The 18,684-nt window shown below is 73.2% G+C and carries 18 protein-coding genes; 2 read left to right on the top strand and 16 right to left on the bottom strand.

Annotated elements, in window-relative coordinates; all coding sequences use genetic code 11:
• On the bottom strand, positions 1-605 hold a 605-nt coding region (locus ACH4RG_RS17520), incomplete at its 3' end, for an electron transfer flavoprotein subunit alpha/FixB family protein (RefSeq protein ID WP_398539792.1).
• Between the two features lie 69 nt (positions 606-674).
• Entirely contained in the window at positions 675-1,460 is a 786-nt protein-coding gene (locus tag ACH4RG_RS17525; RefSeq protein ID WP_398163678.1) for an electron transfer flavoprotein subunit beta/FixA family protein, read from the bottom strand.
• A gap of 169 nt (positions 1,461-1,629) precedes the next feature.
• Between ACH4RG_RS17525 and ACH4RG_RS17530 the strand changes: the two genes are divergently transcribed.
• Entirely contained in the window at positions 1,630-2,421 is a 792-nt protein-coding gene (locus ACH4RG_RS17530; RefSeq protein ID WP_397918090.1) for a TetR family transcriptional regulator, read from the top strand.
• 125 nt (positions 2,422-2,546) lie between these two features.
• Positions 2,547-2,915 (top strand): Zn-ribbon domain-containing OB-fold protein, encoded by a 369-nt coding sequence (locus tag ACH4RG_RS17535; protein ID WP_215110957.1) that lies wholly within the window; start codon positions 2,547-2,549, stop codon positions 2,913-2,915.
• Positions 2,916-2,936: 21 nt separating this feature from the next.
• Here ACH4RG_RS17535 and ACH4RG_RS17540 read toward each other — a convergent pair whose 3' ends face one another.
• The 14 genes from ACH4RG_RS17540 to ACH4RG_RS17605 all read right to left on the bottom strand — a co-directional run bounded on the left by ACH4RG_RS17540 (position 2,937) and on the right by ACH4RG_RS17605 (position 18,636).
• On the bottom strand, positions 2,937-3,632 hold the full coding sequence (locus tag ACH4RG_RS17540; protein ID WP_397926946.1) for a type 1 glutamine amidotransferase domain-containing protein: 696 nt from the start codon (positions 3,630-3,632) through the stop codon (positions 2,937-2,939).
• A 183-nt stretch (positions 3,633-3,815) separates the two neighbouring features.
• Positions 3,816-4,859: an amidohydrolase family protein gene (locus ACH4RG_RS17545; RefSeq protein WP_397917256.1), complete on the bottom strand. Its 1,044-nt coding sequence runs from the start codon at positions 4,857-4,859 to the stop codon at positions 3,816-3,818.
• Between the two features lie 152 nt (positions 4,860-5,011).
• On the bottom strand, positions 5,012-5,518 hold the full coding sequence (locus ACH4RG_RS17550; RefSeq protein WP_397926950.1) for a GbsR/MarR family transcriptional regulator: 507 nt from the start codon (positions 5,516-5,518) through the stop codon (positions 5,012-5,014).
• 14 nt (positions 5,519-5,532) lie between these two features.
• Entirely contained in the window at positions 5,533-6,372 is an 840-nt protein-coding gene (locus ACH4RG_RS17555) for an alpha/beta fold hydrolase (protein ID WP_397917258.1), read from the bottom strand.
• Positions 6,373-6,614: 242 nt separating this feature from the next.
• Positions 6,615-7,508: an enoyl-CoA hydratase/isomerase family protein gene (locus ACH4RG_RS17560; protein WP_397926952.1), complete on the bottom strand. Its 894-nt coding sequence runs from the start codon at positions 7,506-7,508 to the stop codon at positions 6,615-6,617.
• Positions 7,505-9,172: an ATP-dependent acyl-CoA ligase gene (locus ACH4RG_RS17565; RefSeq protein WP_397926954.1), complete on the bottom strand. Its 1,668-nt coding sequence runs from the start codon at positions 9,170-9,172 to the stop codon at positions 7,505-7,507. Before ACH4RG_RS17565 ends, ACH4RG_RS17560 begins: the two co-directional genes overlap by 4 nt.
• Positions 9,169-10,878, bottom strand: coding sequence for a CocE/NonD family hydrolase (locus tag ACH4RG_RS17570; RefSeq protein WP_397917261.1), 1,710 nt, complete (start codon positions 10,876-10,878; stop codon positions 9,169-9,171). The genes ACH4RG_RS17565 and ACH4RG_RS17570 overlap by 4 nt, the downstream gene beginning before the upstream one ends.
• On the bottom strand, positions 10,878-11,693 hold the full coding sequence (locus ACH4RG_RS17575) for an SDR family oxidoreductase (RefSeq protein ID WP_398539793.1): 816 nt from the start codon (positions 11,691-11,693) through the stop codon (positions 10,878-10,880). Before ACH4RG_RS17575 ends, ACH4RG_RS17570 begins: the two co-directional genes overlap by 1 nt.
• Positions 11,690-13,291, bottom strand: a complete 1,602-nt coding sequence (locus ACH4RG_RS17580) for an SDR family NAD(P)-dependent oxidoreductase (RefSeq protein ID WP_398539794.1) — start codon at positions 13,289-13,291, stop codon at positions 11,690-11,692. Before ACH4RG_RS17580 ends, ACH4RG_RS17575 begins: the two co-directional genes overlap by 4 nt.
• A complete protein-coding gene (locus tag ACH4RG_RS17585) occupies positions 13,288-14,568 on the bottom strand; it encodes a beta-ketoacyl synthase (RefSeq protein ID WP_397917264.1) in 1,281 nt (426 codons plus the stop codon). Before ACH4RG_RS17585 ends, ACH4RG_RS17580 begins: the two co-directional genes overlap by 4 nt.
• The gene (locus tag ACH4RG_RS17590; RefSeq protein ID WP_397917265.1) at positions 14,558-15,946 is read right to left on the bottom strand and encodes a beta-ketoacyl synthase N-terminal-like domain-containing protein; all 1,389 of its coding nucleotides are present in this window, start codon (positions 15,944-15,946) and stop codon (positions 14,558-14,560) included. The genes ACH4RG_RS17585 and ACH4RG_RS17590 overlap by 11 nt, the downstream gene beginning before the upstream one ends.
• The gene (locus ACH4RG_RS17595) at positions 15,943-16,767 is read right to left on the bottom strand and encodes an SDR family NAD(P)-dependent oxidoreductase (RefSeq protein ID WP_397917266.1); all 825 of its coding nucleotides are present in this window, start codon (positions 16,765-16,767) and stop codon (positions 15,943-15,945) included. The genes ACH4RG_RS17590 and ACH4RG_RS17595 overlap by 4 nt, the downstream gene beginning before the upstream one ends.
• Entirely contained in the window at positions 16,764-17,675 is a 912-nt protein-coding gene (locus tag ACH4RG_RS17600; RefSeq protein ID WP_397926958.1) for an SDR family NAD(P)-dependent oxidoreductase, read from the bottom strand. Before ACH4RG_RS17600 ends, ACH4RG_RS17595 begins: the two co-directional genes overlap by 4 nt.
• Positions 17,668-18,636, bottom strand: a complete 969-nt coding sequence (locus ACH4RG_RS17605) for a ketoacyl-ACP synthase III (RefSeq protein WP_397917268.1) — start codon at positions 18,634-18,636, stop codon at positions 17,668-17,670. The genes ACH4RG_RS17600 and ACH4RG_RS17605 overlap by 8 nt, the downstream gene beginning before the upstream one ends.
• Between the last annotated feature and the right edge of the window lie 48 nt (positions 18,637-18,684).

Genomic DNA, 18,684 nt, shown 5'->3' on the forward strand with positions numbered 1-18,684 from the left:
ATCGCGGCCTCGGTCAGCTCCGGACGCCCGGTCGACTCACGCGGCGTCCGCGACGTCACCTTCGTCCCCGTCGCCGACTCACCGAAGACCACCGGCAGGGCCTCGACCGTACCGGCCGCCGGGGCCGGCTCGACGGGAGCCGAGTTCGGCTTCACCGTGATGACCGGAACACCCCTGGAAACCCGGGACCTGGTCGTGTAAGACGCGGCGAACACGGCCTGCGTCGCCACCACACCCTGGTCACCGGCCTCCAGATCGGTGGCATCGGTGATGATGCCGGAACCCACCCGCAGCGCGAGACGGGCGGCGACCTCCCTGCCCTCCGCAGAGGACACCACCAGCACCGCGACCGGCGACACCGCCTCGAACGCCGCCCGCAAGGCATCGACCTTCGGCACCACCGAAAAGTCCGCGAACTCCGGGGCATCCGAAGTCAGGACCTTCACCGCACCATGCTCACCCAGCACCGACGCGGCCGCCCCGGCACCGGCACCCAGCACCACGGCGACCGGATCACCGATCCGCCGGGCCAGCGTCAGCAGCTCCAGGGTGGGCTTGCGGACCGCACCGTCCACATGATCGACCAGAACAAGAACTTCAGCCATGACAACGCACTCCAGACGAGAAAGGACGAGAGAGACGAGAGAGAGGAACAGCGGGGAAGGACATGCGGACTAGATGAACTTCCGGCCCGCGAGGAACTCGGCGAGCTGCCTGCCCCCCTCACCCTCGTCCTTCACGATCGTGCCCGCCGTCCGCGCCGGACGCTCGGTGGCCGAATCGACCGCCGTCCACGCACCCGCCAGACCGACCTCGTCCGCCTCCAGACCCAGATCGTCCAGATCCCAGGACTCCACCGGCTTCTTCTTCGCCGCCATGATCCCCTTGAACGACGGGTAACGGGCCTCACCGGACTGGTCGGTCACCGACACCACCGCGGGAAGCGACGCCTCAAGCAGCTCGGACGCCGTGTCACCGTCACGCCGCCCCGTCACCACACCACCGTCCACCGCGACCTCCGACAGCAAAGTCACCTGAGGAACACCCAGCCGCTCCGCCAGCAACGCCGGCAGCACACCCATCACACCGTCCGTCGACGCCATCCCGCAGATCACCAGGTCGTACCCGGCCTTCTCCACAGCCCTCGCCAGCACCAGCGACGTACCCATCACATCACTGCCGTGCAGATCGTCGTCCTCGACGTGAACCGCCTTGTCCGCACCCATCGACAACGCCTTGCGCAACGCGTCCTTGGCATCCTCCGGACCCACCGTCACCACGGTGATCTCCGCATCGTCCGCCCCGTCAGCGATCCGCAACGCCTGCTCGACCGCGTACTCGTCCAGCTCCGACAACAGACCGTCGACATCCTCACGATCCAGCGTCAGGTCATCGGCGAAACGCCGGTCACCGGTCGCGTCGGGCACGTACTTCACACAGACAACGATCCTCAAGCTCACGCCGGCTCTCCTGCCTACCTGGGTGTGGTCCCACCTGGGTGTCATTCGTACTGATGGACAGATTATGGCACTCAGTACCCTCTGTAAAGGTACGCAGTGCCAAAATGCTCCTTCCGGTGCTACGTTTCGCCGCATGAGCGAGGCACGAGGACCCGAGAAGAAGGCACCCATGCGGGAGGTGCTCGCGCAGGCGGCCTTCCAGCTCTTCCTGGAGCGGGGCTTCGAACGGACGACCGTGGACGACATCGTGGCGCGGGCCGGTGTGGGCAGGCGCTCGTTCTTCCGGTACTTCCCGTCGAAGGAGGACGCGGTCTTCCCGGATCATGAGCGCTGCCTCGTCGAGATGACCGAGTTCCTGGCCGCCGTCGACGACGGCGACCCGGTCGGCGCGGTGTGCGACGCCGCCCGCATCGTGCTGCGGATGTACGCGGCCAACCCGGAGTTCTCCGTGCAGCGTTACCGCCTCACCCGGGAGGTGCCGGGGCTGCGTACGTACGAACTGTCGGTGGTGCGCCGTTACGAGCAGACCCTCGCCGGGCATCTGCGCGGCCGGTTCGGTAAGGGCGGGGACGGTGAGTTGAGGGCCGAGGTGATCGCCGCTTCGGTGGTCGCCGCGCACAACAACGGGCTTCGGCTGTGGCTGCGTTCGGGCGGCGAGGGCGACCCCGAGGCAGCCGTCGATCACGCGCTCGCTCTGGTGCGCGAGGTGTGGGGGCGGTCCGCGGCGGAGGCGGGCGCGCCGCCGCCGGAAGGGGGGAACGGGGGAGCGGAAGGGCTTCCGGGGCGTTCCGTGCCCGGCTCGAACGCGCCCCTTCCCGTGGCCCCCTCGTCCGCCGACTCCGTTCCCGCTTCCCTCTTTCCCGTCTCCGGTGACGGCGAGGTGATCGTGATGGTCGCGCGGAAGGGCACCCCGATGTGGCGTGTCGTGCAGCAGATCGAGGCGGCCGTCGGTGAGAACTGAATACCAATGGGCACTCAGTGCCTTTACTGTCCGGCACTGAGTGCCATATGGTGCGGACGCGCCCGCAGCGCAGGTGCGGCGCGTCCGAGTCGAGCGCAGGGGGTCGAGCCGTGTCCCAGACAGCGATGGGCACCGTCCAGAAGGCGCACGAGGAGTGCGGCCTCTCCTACAACCGCTGCCGCTGGTGCGGCACCGCCTCGTTCCGGCGGCTGCTCTGCCCGGTGTGCGCGTCGAGCGAACTGGAGCCCGAACGCACCACCGGCCACGGAGTGGTCGTCCGGACCGCCGTGGTCCACCGCTACACCGAGGCGGCGCGCAACGAGTCCCTCGTGCGGTTCTCCGAGGGGTTCGTCTTCCGCTGCCGGATCGTGGGGGCGGCTCCGCACCTGGTGACGGTCGGCGCGCGCGTCCGGCCCGTTTCCGGGGACGAGCCGGAGACGGGCGAGGTGGTTCTGGAACTCTGTGAGCCGCCCGCACGGCGCGACTGGGTCTGAACGTCCCGGCCGGTCGGCCGGTCAGCCCAGCCGGTGGAGCATTTCGGCGGCCAACGGGGCGGAGGAGGAAGGGTTCTGACCGGTGATCAGGTTCCGGTCGGTGATCACGAACGGCGCCCAGGGCTCACCCTCCTGGAAGTCCGCGCCCAGCGCGACCAGCCGGTCCTGGAGCAACCACTTCGCCTTGTCCGCGAAGCCCGCCTGGGTCTCCTCGGCGTTGGTGAATCCGGTCAGCCGGTACCCGGCGAACGCGGATTTGCCATCGGGGCCGGTCGCGGCCAGCAGCGCCGCGGGACCGTGGCAGACCACACCGAGCGGCTTGCCCGAAGCCAGCACATGGGCGAGGAGCCGCCCGGAGACGGGATCCACCGCGAGGTCCTCCATCGGGCCGTGGCCACCGGGGTAGAAGACGGCGTCGTAGGCGTCCGGGTCGACGTCCTCCAGCGCGATCGGCCGCCGCAGCTCCTCGAACGCCTCAAGACCGGCCGCCACGGCGTCGGCGCCCTCCTGGCCGCCGTTGACCTCGGGCGCCAGGCTGCCGCGGTCCACGGTCGGGACGACGCCGCCCGGGGTGGCGACGACCACCTCGTGCCCGGCGCCGGTGAACGCCCGGTACGGAGCCACGGCCTCCTCGGCCCAGAAGCCCGTGGGGTGGGCCGTGCCGTCCGCCAGGTTCCAGTGGTCCGCACCGGACACCACGAAAAGGATCTTTGCCATGTCGTACATCTCCGTTGGTCGGGGTGGCTGACCAGGCCGACGGTAGGCCCGGTCGGGCCAGGATCCGCCTTCCGCTCACGTGTGCCGGAAAGAGGCTTCCGACGGGGCGGCGGCGATCGGCCGTCCGGCGTATCGCCTGCCCCCTCCGGACGCTCCGAACCATCCGGAGGGCTCCCGGCGCGCTCAGCCCCGGTGCGTCCCGGCCGCGCGGGCGACCAGCGCCTCCGCGTTGCCCGAGAGCCAGGCGGTTACCACGTCGGCGCGGAGCGGGAGGGCGGCCAGCTCATCGGCCAGCGGTCCCGTCGGTCCCGGATTGACCCAGGTCGAGGTGCCGAACAGGACCCGGTCGCGAGCCATCCCCCGGGCGTGGTGGAGCAGCGGCTCCCAGCCCGAGCCGGGCTTGGACATGTGCCGGGGCCGGTGCGAGGAGAACTCCAGGTAGACCCCCGGGTGACGGGCGGCGGTGAGCAGCATCTCCTGCACATCGGGCCAGCCCGCGTGCCCGGCGACGAGCAGCAGCTCGCGGTGGCGGCCCGCCAGCGCCTCGACCGTACGCCAGCTGCCCAGACCGCTGGGATGGCTCCGGGCGAAGTGGTGACCGGTGTGCAGCCAGACCGGCAGCCGCGCCGAGGCCGCGGCGTCCCAGACCGGGGCGAACCGCGGGTCGGCCGGGTCGGTGCCGTCCAGGAACGGGATGACGCACAGCCCGGTGGCCCCGGCCGCCAGCGATCGTTCCAGCTCCCGCAGCGCGGCGACGGGGTCGCGCAGGGAGATCCCGGCCCAGACGTGGATCCGGTCGCGTACCTCCCGTACGGTCTCCAGCAGCCACTCGTTGACCGTACGGCCGTCGGGCAGCCGTTCCGCCGAGCCCATGGCGAACTCGCCCGTCACGCCCTGCCGCTCCCGGTCCGCGAGATGCCCGGCCAGGTCGAAGGGCGGCCGGCCCGGCGGCAGGAGCACGTCGATCGCGTCCTGCCGGCGGACGGCGAGCGCGTCGCGGTACGCGGGGTGCGAGGCGCCGAAGTACCGGCAGAACGAGGCGGAGAAGACGTCCAGGTACTCAGGGGCGTTGTCGCCCAGACGGTTCAGGTACGCCCGCCAGCCCGCGTCGTCGTACACCAGTGAGCAGGCGTCCACGACCGGCGGGCGGGTCCGGACCCCGGGATCCGTCGCGGCGGTGGCCACCGCTGTTCCGTTGCCCGGTAGGGGGACGGACGACACGTTCACAGTCACTCCATCGGGAGGAGGAAGGAAAGGAGGAGGAGAAGAGGAGAAGGGGAACGGAGTAGAGGAACGGCGGAGGCGCGGGAGGAGGAACGGAGAGGGGGAACGGCTGTGCCGTGGGTGCGTCCGCCGAGACGTCCGGGCACGCGCCGGGCTCAGGAGGCGGCGCGTCGGGCCTCCCAGGCGGCCACCAGCGCCTCTGTCTGCTCCACGTACCCGTTGAACAGGCCGGCGAGCGAAGCCAGTCGGTCCCGGGCCTCGCCGCGCGCCACCGGGATCCCCGAGGTCAGCGTCTCGGTGAACTTGCGCATGTGGGCGTTGTTCACCAGCAGCAGGTGCTGGAGGTCGCCCACCGCCTCGTAGTCGATGCGCCTGCTGCCGGCCCTGGTGGACCGCCGTACGAGGGACCAGGCCTCCAACTGGCGGGCGGCCACGCTGAGCCCGCTCTTGGCCTGGCCGAGTTCCTGGGTCATGGTGTCGAGGTCCACCGGCTTGTTGCGCAGCAGGAGGTAGCCGAAGAGGCGGCCGGTGGCTTGTGGGAGACCCCAGCGCTCCATCAGCGAACCCATCGCGCTGATGAAGGCGGCCTCGGCGTCGCTGAAGCCGTCGGAGCCGGGCACCGGGAGGGCTCCCGCGTCGGGCGTGTCATCGTGGTCAGTCATGGTCTCGCTGGGGCTCAGGCCTTCAGGAAGGCGACGGTCAGCCGGTTGACCTCGTCGGGACGGTCCAGATTGGCGACATGTCCGGCACCGGGGATCACGTGGAACTCGCTGTGGGGATCGCGTTCGCTCCACCGTTCCATCGCCGAGCGGATGTTACCCGTGCTGTCGTGTTCACCGCAGATGAGAAGTTCGGGCTTCTCGACCCGGTAGTCGGGGGAGGGGTCGATCGCACGGGTCATGCCGTCCCAGGTGGTGAGGAAGGACCGCCTCCCGTTGGCCAGGAAGGTCTCGCGCAGGTACGTCCGGGCCCCGGGGTCCTCCGCCGAAGCCCTGGCCATCGACCGGGTCAGCCGACGGTAGGGCACCAACCGCATGAAGGCGCGGGAGAGCGCCAGGCCGCGCCGCTCGGCCCGGGTGATGGGCAGGGTGTTGGAAGTGGAGCCGATCACCACGAGCGCGGCGACCTCGTCGGGCCGTCGGCGCAGATACTCCTGCGCGATGTTGCCGCCCATCGACTGGCCCAGCAGCACCACGGGCCTGGGCATCCCCGCCGCGTCGAGCAGCGCTGCCAGGTCCCGCGCCGCGTAGACCGTACGGAATCTGCCGGTGCCCGAGGCGGAGGCCCCGTGGTAGCGCACGTCCCAGCGCAGGGTGCGATAGCCCGCGCCGACCAGAGCCGGGATCTGCGGATCGAACATGCGGTGGTCGGCCCCGGCGCCGTGGGTCAGCGCGATCCCCGGGCGGTCCGCCGCTCCGGCGGTCCAGTAGTGCAGCCGGGCGCCGGAGACGTCGATGCTGTGCGCCGTCTCCTCGACGCGGGCCCCGGTGGCGGTCCGGCTGTCGGGGCCGGTCATCGGGGGGCCTGCACGCCGGGGCCGACGGTGAGCGCGGGCAGGGGCGGTGTCGGAGGCGGCGAGGCCGCCGGGCGACGGTGTCGGAGTGTTTCGTTCATCAGAATCAGAATACTCTCTCCGTCGCAGCCGCAAAGAGAAGCGGTCCGGACGGGTCGCGGCAGCGGTGGCCGGGAGCCCCGTCCGGTCCGTGCCGGTGCGGCCAGAGGTTCCGGGCCGGTACCGGACGGGGCTCCCGGGACCGGTCAGGCGCCGGTGAAGCGGGGCGGCCGCTTCTCCGCGAACGCGGCCATCCCCTCCCGGGCGTCGGCCACCGTTGCGTGTGTCTTCAGGTGGTACGTGTCCTGGAGCCGCAGCCCGTACTCGGCCGGCTGCCCCCAGCTCCGCTCCCGCAACTCCTTGAACAGCCCCACCGAAGCGGTCGGCAGCGCCGCGAACCGGCTCGCCAGTGCGGCGAGTTCGCGGTCGAAATCCTCCGGTTCGCAGAGCCGGTCGAACAGTCCCAGGTGCACCGCCTCGGCCCCCGAGACCATCCGCCCGGTGAGGTAGATCTCCGTCGCCCGCGCCGGACCGGTCAGCCGGGACATCAGGACCACGTTCCCCACATGCCCGACCCCGGCCAGACAACTGCCGATCGAGGCACGGGTGTCCGCCAGCCGGAAGTCGGCGGCGCAGGCGATCTCCGCCCCGGCGCCCGCCGCCGCCCCGGTCAGCCCCACGACCACCGGCTTCGGCAGATGCAGGATCGCCTCGCAGACCCGCAGGTAGTGGGCGTCCGAGGTGATCGGGTCGAAGGGGGTGTCCGCCCGGTCGCCCAGCCGCCACCGCCGCACGCTCCCGACGTCGTCGCCCGCGCAGAACGCCCCGCCGCTCCCGGTGATCACGACCGTACGCACCCGGGGGTCGTCGCCCGCGCACATCAGACCGAGCAGCAGATGGCGGGAGAGCGTCAGGTCGAGGCTGTTGCGGCGGTGCGGCCGGTCCAGCGTCAGAGTGGCGACCCCGCCCTCCAGCGAGGCCCGCAGCGGTACGTCCTCCTTGGTGTCCACCCGGTCGGCGAAGTGCGCGAACGACTCGGTCGCCGCCCCCGCCCACTCGGCCGGGGGCTCCTGGCCCGCCCGCGATGCTTCCTGGCTCATACGATCTTCTCCCTGCGTATCCGGATGCCCGCGGCCTCGCGGTCCCACGTCCCCGCCACCACGCCCTCGGCGCGCAGCGTGTGCTTGGTCGGCTTGCCGGTGGGGGTCTTCGGGAGCTCGGGCAGCACCCGGATGTAGCGCGGCAGCATGAAGTGGGCCAGCCGCTCCCGCAGGAACTCCAGCAGCGCCGCCGGGTCGACCGGGGCCGAGGGGTCGCGGCCCGCCACCACCAGCAGCACCTCGTCCTCGCCCTCGTCGCCGGGCACCGCCACCGCCGCCGCCTCCAGCACCCCCGGGTGGGCCACCGCCTGCGCCTCCACCTCGAAGGAGGAGATGTTCTCGCCGCGCCGGCGGATGGCGTCCTTCTTGCGGTCCACGAAGACCAGCCCGCCGTCCGGGGCGCGGCGGAAGGTGTCCCCGGTGTGGAACCAGCCGTTGCGCCAGACGGCGGCCGTCTCGGCGGGCCGGCCGAGGTAGCCGCTGAGGAACGACCACGGACGGTCCGCGCGCAGCACCAGCTCGCCCGCCTCGCCGGCCGCCACCTCACGGTCGTGGTCGTCGACGACCCGCGCGGCGATGCCCGGCCGGGGCTCCCCGCAGTGCATCGGTACGCCGGGGTGCCGGTCCGGCGCGGAGAGCACCGGACACGACACCTCGGTCATGTTGAACAGCGCGCGGACCGGGACCCCGAACCGCTTGGAGAACTCCGTCGCCCCCTCGGTGAACGGGATGACGTAGGCCGCCCGCAGCGGGTGCGCGGTGTCCTGCGGCAGCGGCGGCTGCTTGAGCAGATAGGTCGCCATCACGCCGAGCAGCGTGCACAGGGTCGTCCCCGTCCGCCGGATCAGCGGCCAGAACTCGGCGGTGGTGAACGCGGGCACGACCGTCACCGAACCGCCGTGCACCAGCATCCCGTACGCGCCGATCGTGCCGCCGGCGTGGAACAGCGGCAGTTGCAGCAGATAGCGGTCCTCCGGCCCGGCCATGCCGTGGAAGGCGGCGGTACAACTGCTGTACAGGTGCGCGTAGGAGGAGACGACGCCCTTGGACGGGCCGGTCGTCCCGGAGGTGTAGATGACGGTCTGCGGGTCCCACGGCCGCGGCGCGGGCACCGGCTCGGCGAACTCCGCCCGGTCCGCGCGCAGTCCGGTCTCCACCCGGAAGCGCGTGGCCAGCCGCCCGGCGAGCGCCGCCACGTCCTGGGGCGCGTCCTCGGGCCCCGGCAGCAGGACCACCGTGCGCACCGCCCCCATACCGTCGTCCGACTCCTCCAGCCGGGTCGCCAGCGACGGCCGGCAGATCAGCACCTCGGCTCCGCTGTCGGCGATCACCTGACGCAGGATCGCGCCCCGGTAGGCGATGTTGAGCGGGACCAGGACCGCGCCCGCCAGGTTGACCCCGTACCAGGCGCGCAGGGCGTCGGGTCCGTTGGGCAGCCAGCTCAGCACCAGTTCGCCCGGGACGACGCCCAGCGCCTGGAGCGCGGCGGCCGTCTCCTCGGTCTCCCGGAGGGTGCGCGCGTACGTCCAGGTGCCACCGTCCGGCATCAGCGCGTACGGCGCCGTAGGCGTGGCCGCTGCCCGGCGCCTGAGCAGGGGGCCCAGCACGCACTGCTCCGCCGTGGGCACGGCGGCGGACGCCGGGTCGAGCACATCGTCGATCACGCGGACTCCCCGGTGCTCGTCGCGGGCAGGATCCGCAGCCGCAGCACGCTCTCGTACGGGCCTCCGTACCAGACCGACTGGCGGGCGGTGCGGCAGTGCTCCGCCTCGCCGACCGGGCCCGGGATGTTGGGGTGCCGGTCCAGATGGGGGAAGTTGCTGCTGGTGACGTGGACTCGCAGCCGATGCCCGGGGGCGAAGCGCCACGCGGTGTCCCCGAGCAGCAGATCGGCCTCGTAGGGCTCGTCCCGGGGGCCGTCCCCGCCGGCTTCCAGCCGGAGGCTGGCCTCGGCCACGAGCAGCGAACGCCCGTCCGGGTGTACGTCGGTGAGCTTGGCGACCACGGCGGTGGCGGACGCGTCCGAGCCGAAGCGGAGCCGCAGCCGCTGCCGGCCGACGACGTCCAGCGCCTCCGTGAGCGGTTCGGAGGTGTAGCAGAGCACGTCCGGCCTGCCCTCCAGATGCGCCTGGTTGAGCGGGCCCGCCGCCAGCCTGCCGAGCTGGAGCACCCGTCCGCCGTGCGAGGGCACCGGGTCCTCCGGGTCGTAGGTGAACGCGTCGTGGCCCGGGGCCTCCTGGGGCGGCGCGGGCAGCAGCCTGCCGCCCCCGTCGCCGTCGACCGGACCCGCCAGGTACCAGGGCGCGTCGACGGCCTCGGGCGGCGGCCAGCTCGCGGCCCGGTGCCAGGCGTCGTCGCCGAAGAGGAAGTACCGCACGTCCCCGCCGGAGTCCCGGCCCGTCGTCCCCCCGGCCGGCCGCAGATGGCGGTCGAAGAAGTCCAGGTGCAGATCGGCCAACCGCGCGCCCTGCGCCGAACCGTAGGGCCCCGTGTTCACCTCGCCCTGCACCTGAGGCAGTTGACCGGAGTGCACCCAGGGTCCGACGACCAGCTCGTGCCGTCCCGCCACCGGGTCCTGGGCGCGCATGGCGCGGTGCAGCTCGATCGTGCCGTGGGAGAACACGTCGTACCAGCCGCCGACCGAGAAGGTGGGCACACCGACCTCGCCGAGGTGGTAGTCGGCCACCGTCGCCACCCGCCCCGCGAAGATGTCCCGCAGCCGGCCGGGGAACCCCTCGAAGTCGAGGATGGTCGACAACGGCCAGCGGCGTAGCGGAACTTCGGGTGAGGTGAGCAGCTGCACGACCTCGGCGACGACCGCCCCGTCCACCGGGTCGCCCGCCGCCGCCCGGCGCTGCACCCACTCCAGCGCGGTCAGGCCGAGCCAGCTCGTGAGGTGGTCCAGCCGCAGGAAGCCGCCGAGCTGCTCGGCGTCGAAGGGGGCCGAGGTGGACATGGTGGGCGCGATGGCCCGCAGATGCGGCGGCTTCTCCATCGCGGCCAGCCACTGGACGATCGCCTGGTACGAGGTCCCCGCCATGGCCACGTTCCCGTCGCACCACGGCTGCCCGGCGGTCCACTCGACGGTGTCGTACCCGTCAGGCCCCTCCTGGGACCAGTCCAGCGGCGCCCACTCTCCCTCCGAGCCGAACCGGCCCCGGGTGTCCTGCACGACCGCCGCGTACCCCCGGTCCACGCACTGGGCCGGGGTGAGTGTGGCGAGACCCAGCGGGGACTTGCCGTACGGGGTGCGGAAGAGCACGGCGGGCGAGGCCGGTCCATCGGCGGCGCGCCACACATCGGCCCGCAACACCGTCCCGTCGCGCATCTCCACCGGCACGTCGTGTTCGATGAGGGTGGTCCTGCCCATCAGGGGGCCTCCTTGGCGTCCGGTCCGGCGCCCTCGGCGCGGGAGAGGGTCAGATGGCGGGTCATGGCGTCACCGGCGGCGGCCCGGCTCGCCGAGGGCTCGACGCGGATCAGCGGGCCGACGCTCATCCGGGCCGGACGGTCCAGCAGCCACCCGACGGTGTCCGCGATGTCCTCCGCGTCCAGCACCTCCTCCTCGGGCACCCCGAGGTCGGCGGGCCGGGCCGCGAGCCGGGTGGAGACCCAGCCCGGGGCGACGGTGACCGCGCGGATCCCGAGGTCGCGGTTCTCCTCGTGGATCAGTTCGGTCAGCCGGTGCACGGCGTGCTTGCTGACGCCGTAGCCGCCGCTGCCCGGCACCACCTCCGAGCCGACGCCGGAGCCGATGTTCACGACCCAGCCGAAGCCTCGCTCCCGCATGCCGGGCAGCACCTCGCGGGCCAGCAGGAACGGCACCGTGAGGTTCACCCGCAACTGCCGCTCCCAGTGCCGCTCCTCCGTCTCGTGGACGGCGGCCAGCCGGATGGCGCCCGCGCTGCACACCAGCAGCCCGACCGGCCCCAGCCCGGCGGCGGTGGCGGCGACCGCCTCGGCGGGGGCGCCCGGCTCGGCCAGGTCCAGGGCGAGCGACAGCGCGGTTCCCCCGGCCGCGCGGATCGACTCCGCGACCTCCTTCAACTCGGCCTCCCGCCGCCCGACCAGCGCCACGGCGCTGCCGCGTGTCGCCAGTCGGCGGGCGACGGCGGCCCCGATCCCGGACGAGGCGCCGGCGACGAGGGCGACCGGGGCGCCGCCATTCTCCGCGTCGGCGCTCACCGGTTCTCCACCTCCGTCAGCACCGGGAACGCGGGTTGCGGGGAGGCCGGTTCCGGGTAACCCGGCCGCAGCGGAGCCACGTCGCCGAGGCCGAAGCCGCCGTCCGCGCGCAGCACGGCGCCGGTCACCCGGGAGGCCGAGCCGCTCAGCAGGTAGCCGAGGACCGCCGCCACCTCGCGCGGGTCGCCGACCCGCCCGGCCGGTATCCGGCTGATCCAGCCGCGCCGGTGGTCGGGTCCCGCCGCGTCGCCCATCGGCGTCTCGATGATGCCCGGGGCCAGGCAGTTGGCGCGGATGCCGTGGCGGCCCACCGAGACGGCGAGGCAGCGGATGTACTGCGCCATCGCGGCCTTGCTCGCCCCGTAGTACTCCAGGCCCGCCACCGGGCTGAGCGTGGAGCTGACCGAGGAGACCCCGACCACCGCGCCGGGCGTCTTCTCGTCCCGCCAGCGGGCCGCCAGGTACTCGGTGACGGCGACGAAGCTGTGCAGGTTCACCGCGAAGGTCCGGGCGGCGGAAGCGGGATCGCCGCCGACCGGACTGAACCCCAGGTGCCCCGCCGCGTACAGCAGGGCGGTGACGCCGTCGGCCGCTTTCCAGGCCCGTTCGCCCAGGGAAGCGGCGTCCTCGGCGTCGGAGAGGTCGCAGCGCAGGGTCCAGGCCTGCCGGCCCCCGGCCTCGATCTCGGCGGCGACCTCCTCCAGCGCCTGCGTCCGGCGGGCGGCCAGGATCACGTCGGCCCCGCGTCCGGACAGGTGCAGGGCTGCGGCCCGGCCGATGCCGCTGCTCGCACCCGCCACCAGCACCTTGTGGCCCAGGAGGTCCTGGCCGGTCACCGGCTCCGGCGGCGGCTGCTCCCGCGGAGCACCGCGGCGCGGCGCGGGGGCGGTGGGCGGCGGGCCGGCGGGCAGGGACGGGATCTGGCCGAGGCCCGCGCCTCCGTCGACCGGCAGGGTCTCGCCGACCAGATACGAGCACCCCTCGGAGAGCAGGAAGGCGACGGCGGCCGCCACATCGGCGGCCGTGGTGGCCCGGCGCTGCACGAGATAGCGCAGCAGTCCGGCCTCGGCCACGGCGGACAGCCGGTGACCCAGGCCGGGGGAGTAGCCGGTGACCACGGTGTTGCCGTTGACGCCGCGCCCGGCCACCTCGGTGACCAGGTGCTGCCACCAGGCCCGGTCGGCGGCGAGCCGCGCGTACCGGTCGGGGTCGGTTCCGGCGTGCGTCTCGCCCGTCGCGTCGGTCACCAGGACGAGCCGTCCCCGGCCCGCCGCCGCCATCGCCAGTGCGGCGGCCCGGACACGTGCGCGCTCCAGCCCCGGCGAGGGGCCGGCGCCGTACGCCTCCTCGCCGAGCAGCAGCGCGCAGTAGGCGGCCGGGGCGGGGGCGCCGGAATCGGCGCGGTCGGTGTCCGGTGCCTCGGGGGCCGGAGCCTCCGGGGCGAGGCCGAGCGCGGTGAGCGCGTCGGAGAGGGCCCCGGCGGCAGGGCCGTCGCCCCCGGCGGCGTCGACGACCACGCGGGTGCTGACCGGCGCCCGCGACGGGTCTCCTCCGGAGGCCGTCCCGGGCCGTGTCGCCGTGCTGTGGACGTGGGTCATGGCAAGTCGCCGCCTTCGTATTCGATGACCATGCTCGTGGCGTCGCCGCCCGCCCCGGAGGCGAGCACCAGGGCGCTGTCGCCGCCGGTCGCCAGGCCCCCCGCGAGCACCGGATCGCCCGGCAGACCCGCGTACGGGACCAGGGTGTTGGCGCTGGGGGCGATACGGCCGTGGCGCAGCATGAGGAGGCTGCCGAGGAGTTTGACCAGGCCGCCGGTCCCGGCGACATGCCCGAAGACCGCCTCCTGGTTGGTCAGCCGCAGTTCGCCGCCGTACCCGGCCGCCTCCCTCACCCCGGCGAGCGCCTGGCACAGGTGGTCCTCGACGAACCGGTTGCCGTCCGCGTAGTCGTTGACGAACGCCAGGTCGCCCGGGCCGCGCCGGGCCGAAGCCAGCGTGGCCAGTACGTCGCCCACCACGTTGGCGGGAGGTCCGGTGGCGACGGTGGAGGGGCCGTTGGAGCGCGAGGTGCGCAGATGCGCGCGGTGCAGCAGCCCCGGGCGGTTCCCGGTCGCCGCCGGGTCCTCCAGGACGACGGCGAGCGCGCCCTCCCCGGTGGCGTTGCCGGTCTGGATCTCGTCGTGCGGCCGGACGTCGGCGGGGTCGTCGGAGAGCGAGGACGCGCGGTAGCCGCTGCGCCCGGTGTGGCTGGTGCCCGCCACGAAGACCGGGTCCACCGTGGTGTCCACGCCGACGACGATCGCGCGGTCGATGTCCCCGCACCGGAACATCTGCTGGACGAGGTGGAGGGTCCGCAGCGCCACATTGCAGGAGCCCGCCACGCTCAACGTCTGACACGGCAGTCGGAGGCCGGAGGCCACGGTGCCCACCACGCTGGGCGGGGTCCCGTTGAGCCAGTACTCCATGCCGAGGGCGGCGACCCCCTTGTCCCGGGCCAGGTCGTAGTAGCGCTCGGTCTCCGGGAACGCGAACTGGAGCGAGCAGGCGACGAGCGCGGTACGGTCCGGATCGAGGTCGTCCGAGCTCAGCCCGGCGTGCTCCAGCGCCCGGTGCACCGCACCCGTGGCCATCAGCCCGGCGCGTGAGGAGCGACGTATCTGCCGCTCCGACAGCGGGAGTTCGGCCTCCGGATCCCAGCCGTTCACGGTTCCGGCGATACGGAGGGGGAGCTCGGGGTGCGCGTACGGGGAGAGGCAGCTCGCCCCGTCGCGCACCACGCCCCAGAAGGTGTCCAGGTCGGTGCAGGCGCGGCCGTCCGGCCCCGGCAGGACGAACCCGGCGCCGGAAAGCCGCAGCAGGGGCAGCTCAGCGGACATCGCCACCTCCCAGCAGCAGTGCGCTGTTGACCCCGCCCACCTGGTAGTTGAAGCTCAGCGCCCGGTCGAAGCCCAGTGCGCGCGTCCTCGTTCCCGGGACCGGGTCGAAGGTACAGACGGGCGACGGGGTCACGCAGTTGGCCGTGGGGCAGACCTCTCCCTCGCGCATCATCATCAGCGTCAGCGCCGTGCCCAGATTGCCGAGCGGAGCACCGCTGTGCCCGAAGCACGCCTCCTGCGAACTCACCAGCACGTGCTCGGACTTCTCGCCCCACAGGGTACGGACGGCGTTGGACTCGATCCGGGTGAACAGCGCGTCGCCCTCGCCGCCCCCGTTCACGTAGGGAATCCGCCCCAGCGAGGTGTGGTCGCCCAGGGCGCGGCGGGCCGCCTCGGCCAGCCCCGTACCGCCGGTGTCGATGGCGACGGCGCTGTTCAGGCCTCCGCGCGTGGTGGCGTGGCCGAGGACCGCTCCGTGCGTCCGGGCGCCGCGGGCGGCGGCGTGTTCGCGGCTCTCCAGGATCAGGGTCACCGAGCCGTCGCCGTAGTTCATGCAGTCGCCCGCCGCGTCGTACGGGCGCATCGGCCGGTCGTGACGGGGAGCGGCCGGCGGATCGCTGTTGTGCCGCACCGCCACTCCCTCGCGCTCGACGACCTCCCGCAACCGGTGTCCGTGCAGCACCCGTTCGGTGTCGAAGCGGTCCACCCCGGTGACCACGACCAGGTCGCTCTGGCCCGAGGCGATCATCATGCGGGCGATGCCGAGCAGCACCGAGGAGGAGGCGCAGCCGCAGCTCACCGTGTAGTTGGCGCCGGTGGATCCCAGCAACGCGGCCTGGACGGGGCCGACATCGCTGGAGGTGCCCGCCACCAGGAGCCGTACGAAGAGGGACTTGGCGTCCGCCGGGCTGACCGTCGCCGGATCGGCGTCGTGCCACGCGCGGTAGCTGTCGTAGTTGCTGTCCACCCCGGCCCGGGCGGTCAGGACGTCCGCCCCCCGCAACTCGCCCGCCCCGTGGTCGAGTCCGGCGTCGGCGCAGGCCTCGGCCAGCGAGATCAGCCCGTAGAGGTGGACGTCGGCGTAGCTGCGCAGATAGCGGGCCGGTATGTCCGGCAGCAGCTCCCCGAACGCCTCGCGGGCGCCGCGTACGGTCCCGTGGTGGAAGCCGCCGCGCTCGACATGGCTGGTCCCGGTGGAGGCGGTCGCCCAGACCTGCTCGGCCGTGCGCACCGGCTCGTCGCCCGCCCCGGGCAGGCAGAAGCCCATCCCGGTGACCAGCGCGTCCCGGGGGCCGGCGGCCCAGGGGCGCGCCGCGGGACCCAGCAGCTGCTCCGGCAGGGGCGGTTCGCCCTTACCCGGACCGTACTCCTTGCTCACAGAGCCCCCGCGTCCACGTTGACGGCCTGTCCGGTCATCCCGCCGGAGAGGTCGGAGAGCAGGAACAGCACCTGGGCCGCGATCTCCTCGGGGCGCACCAGGCGGCGCAGGATGGTGCTGTTGACCGCGCGTTTGAGGTACCGCTCCCAGGTCAGGTCCGGGGGGCCGTGGTGCTTGGCGATGGCGGACATGAAGGCGTCGCCGTACCGTCCGCCGTCCGTGGCGGCGGGGCTGTCGGTGAGCCCGGGGCAGACCGCGTTGACCCGCACGCCGAAGGAGCCCAGCTCGGAGGCGAGCGCCTGCGTCATGCCGTTGAGCCCGAACTTCGAAGCGCAGTAGGAGGTGTTGGCGGGCAGCCCGCGCTTCCCGGCGATGGAGGAGACCATCACGATGTTGCCCTCGCGGCGCTCCATCATCCCCGGCACCACCGCACGGGCGACCCGGAAGGCCCCCAGCAGGTTGATGTCGAGGGTGGCCGTCCACTGCTCCTCGTCCTGGTCGCACAGGAACGCCTGGTTGCGGGCCTCGCCCGCGCAGTGCACCAGCCGGTCGATCGGGCCGAGCCGTTCCTCGGCCTCGCGGACGGCGGCGCGCACACTGGCGCCGTCGGTGAGGTCACCGGGGACCGCCACCGCCCGCCCCCCGTCCGCCTCGATCCGCTCGGCCAGCAGCCGGAGCTCCTTCTCGCTGCGGGCCATGAGCGCCACGCTGGAGCCGTGGGCGGCGAGCATCGTCGCCAGGACGGCGCCGATCCCGCTGCTGGCTCCGGTCAGAAAGGTGGTCCTGCCCTGGAGCAGGGTGGGTGCGAAGCCGCTGGTCATGCTGTTTTCTCCGCTTTCTCGGGGAGGTCCGCCGCCGCGGCCGTCGTACGCGTTGTGGGGGTCCGGCCGGCCGGGGGCAGGACGCGGGCGGGGAGTCCGCCCGCGTCGACCTCCAGCACGGTGCCGGTCACCGAGGGGTTGTCGGCGGCGAAGGCGACCGCCTCGGCCACGTCCCTCTCGTCGCACCAGCGGCGCAGCGGCACATGGCGCCGGAGGTCGGTCATGTAGGCCGCGTGCCGCTCGTTCGCCGCCGAACGGCGGCGCAGCGCCTCACCGTCGATGACGCCGGGAGCCACCGCGCTGACCCGGATGCCGTACTCGCCCAGCTCGGTCGCCCAGGTGCGGGTCAGCGCCTCCACCCCGGACTTGGCCGCGCAGTACGCCGACTGCCCGTACGCGCCGTGCCGGACCGTGGAGGAGATGTTGACGATCGCCCCGGGCGTGCCGGCGGTCAGCATCGCCTGCGCCGCGTGGCGGCCGACGAGGAAGGTGCCGGTGAGCAGGGACGTCACCACCCGCTCGAAGTCCTCCAGCGGGTGCGGGGAGAGCAGCGGCGGGCCGTCGCTCCGTTCCTTGACGCTCACCAGGCGGCGGGAGAAGTTGTTCCCCGCGTTGTTGACGCAGAGCCCGAGCGGCGGGGCGTCCTCGGCCAGCCGCTCGAAGAGTGCGGCCACCGACCGCTCGTCGGTGACGTCCGCCCGCACGGCGTGCAGGACGAGCCCGTCGTCGGCCGCCGCCTTCACCCCGGCGTCCAGGCTCTCCGGGTCGCGCCCGCAGATCACGGTGTGCCAGCCGACGGCGGCCAGATGGCGGGCGATGGCGGAGCCGAGGCCCCGGCTGCCGCCGGTGACCAGGGCGGTGCCGCGAACGCCGGTGCGCGGCACCGTTGTCGTTGTCTGCTCAGACACGGAAGAGCAGCCCTCCGTAGTACCAGCCCGAGCCCACCGTGGGCGTGTAGCAGAGGTCCCCGGCCTTCAGCCTGCCCTCGCGCGTCATCTCCGAGAGGACGATCGGTACCGAGGCGCTGCCGGTGTTCGCCCGGGTCTCGTAGTTGGTGACGAAGCGTTCCTCCGGGATGCCGAGACGCTCCCGTACGGCGGTGTGCAGCTGGCCCGTTCCCGGGTGCGGCACCACCCAGTCGATCTCGTCCATCTTCGTTCCCGAGCGGGCCAGCATCCGGGCGGCCAGATCGGCGTGGGAGTCGGCGGCGATGGAGACCAGCTCGCGGCTGCTCTTGATCCACCCGTTGGGCGGGTACACGGTGACCGTCTCGCGGCCGGAGCCGTCGCTGATCAGCAGCGAGTCCCACAGGCCGGCGCCCGGCCCGGCGCCGCGCGACACCACGGCCGCGCCGGCCGCGTCGCCCACGATCAGCTCGCCCTTGCTGCCCGGGCGCACCCGGCGCGAGAACCGCTCGCTGGAGACGACCAGCGCGTGGCGCCAGGTGGCGTGCGTACCGAGATGCGCCGCCGCCGTCTGGACCCCGTGCACGAACCCCGTACAGGCGCCGCACACGTCGAAGGCGAGCGCCCGGTCGGCGCCCAGCAGGTGCGCGGTGTGCGGGGCCCACTCGGGGACGAACTGGCGGTCCGTCCAGTTGCTGAGGATCAGCAGGTCCACCTCGTCGGCGGTGATGCCCGCCTGCTCCATGGCCGCACGGGCGGCGCGCACCCCCATGTACGCGGGGGTCTCCTCCTCGTCCGCCACATGGCGGCTGCGGACGTCGAGGCGGCCGATGACGGCTTCGTCCACCGCGTTGCCCGCGGGGGCCTCGGCGCTCTCGTTCTCCACCAGGAGACGTGGGTAGTAGTGCCCGAATCCGGACAGGCGCAGTCCGCTCTCGCGCCACAGGGAGGTCTCGTCGTCCATCTCTCGTCTTCCCGTACTGTGCGGTGGGGCCGGGGGACGCCCGGCGGC

Origin of the sequence: Streptomyces sp. NPDC021019, from assembly GCF_044333295.1 — a bacterium.
Lineage (GTDB): Bacteria > Actinomycetota > Actinomycetes > Streptomycetales > Streptomycetaceae > Streptomyces.

Bases quoted from the DNA above. Each gene is read 5' to 3' on its own strand.
- ACH4RG_RS17530 (WP_397918090.1), top strand. From the start codon at position 1,630: ATGCGGGAGGTGCTCGCGCAGGCGGCCTTCCAGCTCTTCCTGGAGCGG.
- ACH4RG_RS17535 (WP_215110957.1), top strand. From the start codon at position 2,547: ATGGGCACCGTCCAGAAGGCGCACGAGGAGTGCGGCCTCTCCTACAAC.
- ACH4RG_RS17540 (WP_397926946.1), bottom strand. From the start codon at position 3,632: ATGGCAAAGATCCTTTTCGTGGTGTCCGGTGCGGACCACTGGAACCTG.
- ACH4RG_RS17550 (WP_397926950.1), bottom strand. From the start codon at position 5,518: ATGACTGACCACGATGACACGCCCGACGCGGGAGCCCTCCCGGTGCCC.
- ACH4RG_RS17555 (WP_397917258.1), bottom strand. From the start codon at position 6,372: ATGACCGGCCCCGACAGCCGGACCGCCACCGGGGCCCGCGTCGAGGAG.
- ACH4RG_RS17560 (WP_397926952.1), bottom strand. From the start codon at position 7,508: ATGAGCCAGGAAGCATCGCGGGCGGGCCAGGAGCCCCCGGCCGAGTGG.
- ACH4RG_RS17570 (WP_397917261.1), bottom strand. From the start codon at position 10,878: ATGGGCAGGACCACCCTCATCGAACACGACGTGCCGGTGGAGATGCGC.
- ACH4RG_RS17580 (WP_398539794.1), bottom strand. From the start codon at position 13,291: ATGACCCACGTCCACAGCACGGCGACACGGCCCGGGACGGCCTCCGGA.
- ACH4RG_RS17585 (WP_397917264.1), bottom strand. From the start codon at position 14,568: ATGTCCGCTGAGCTGCCCCTGCTGCGGCTTTCCGGCGCCGGGTTCGTC.
- ACH4RG_RS17595 (WP_397917266.1), bottom strand. From the start codon at position 16,767: ATGACCAGCGGCTTCGCACCCACCCTGCTCCAGGGCAGGACCACCTTT.
- ACH4RG_RS17605 (WP_397917268.1), bottom strand. From the start codon at position 18,636: ATGGACGACGAGACCTCCCTGTGGCGCGAGAGCGGACTGCGCCTGTCC.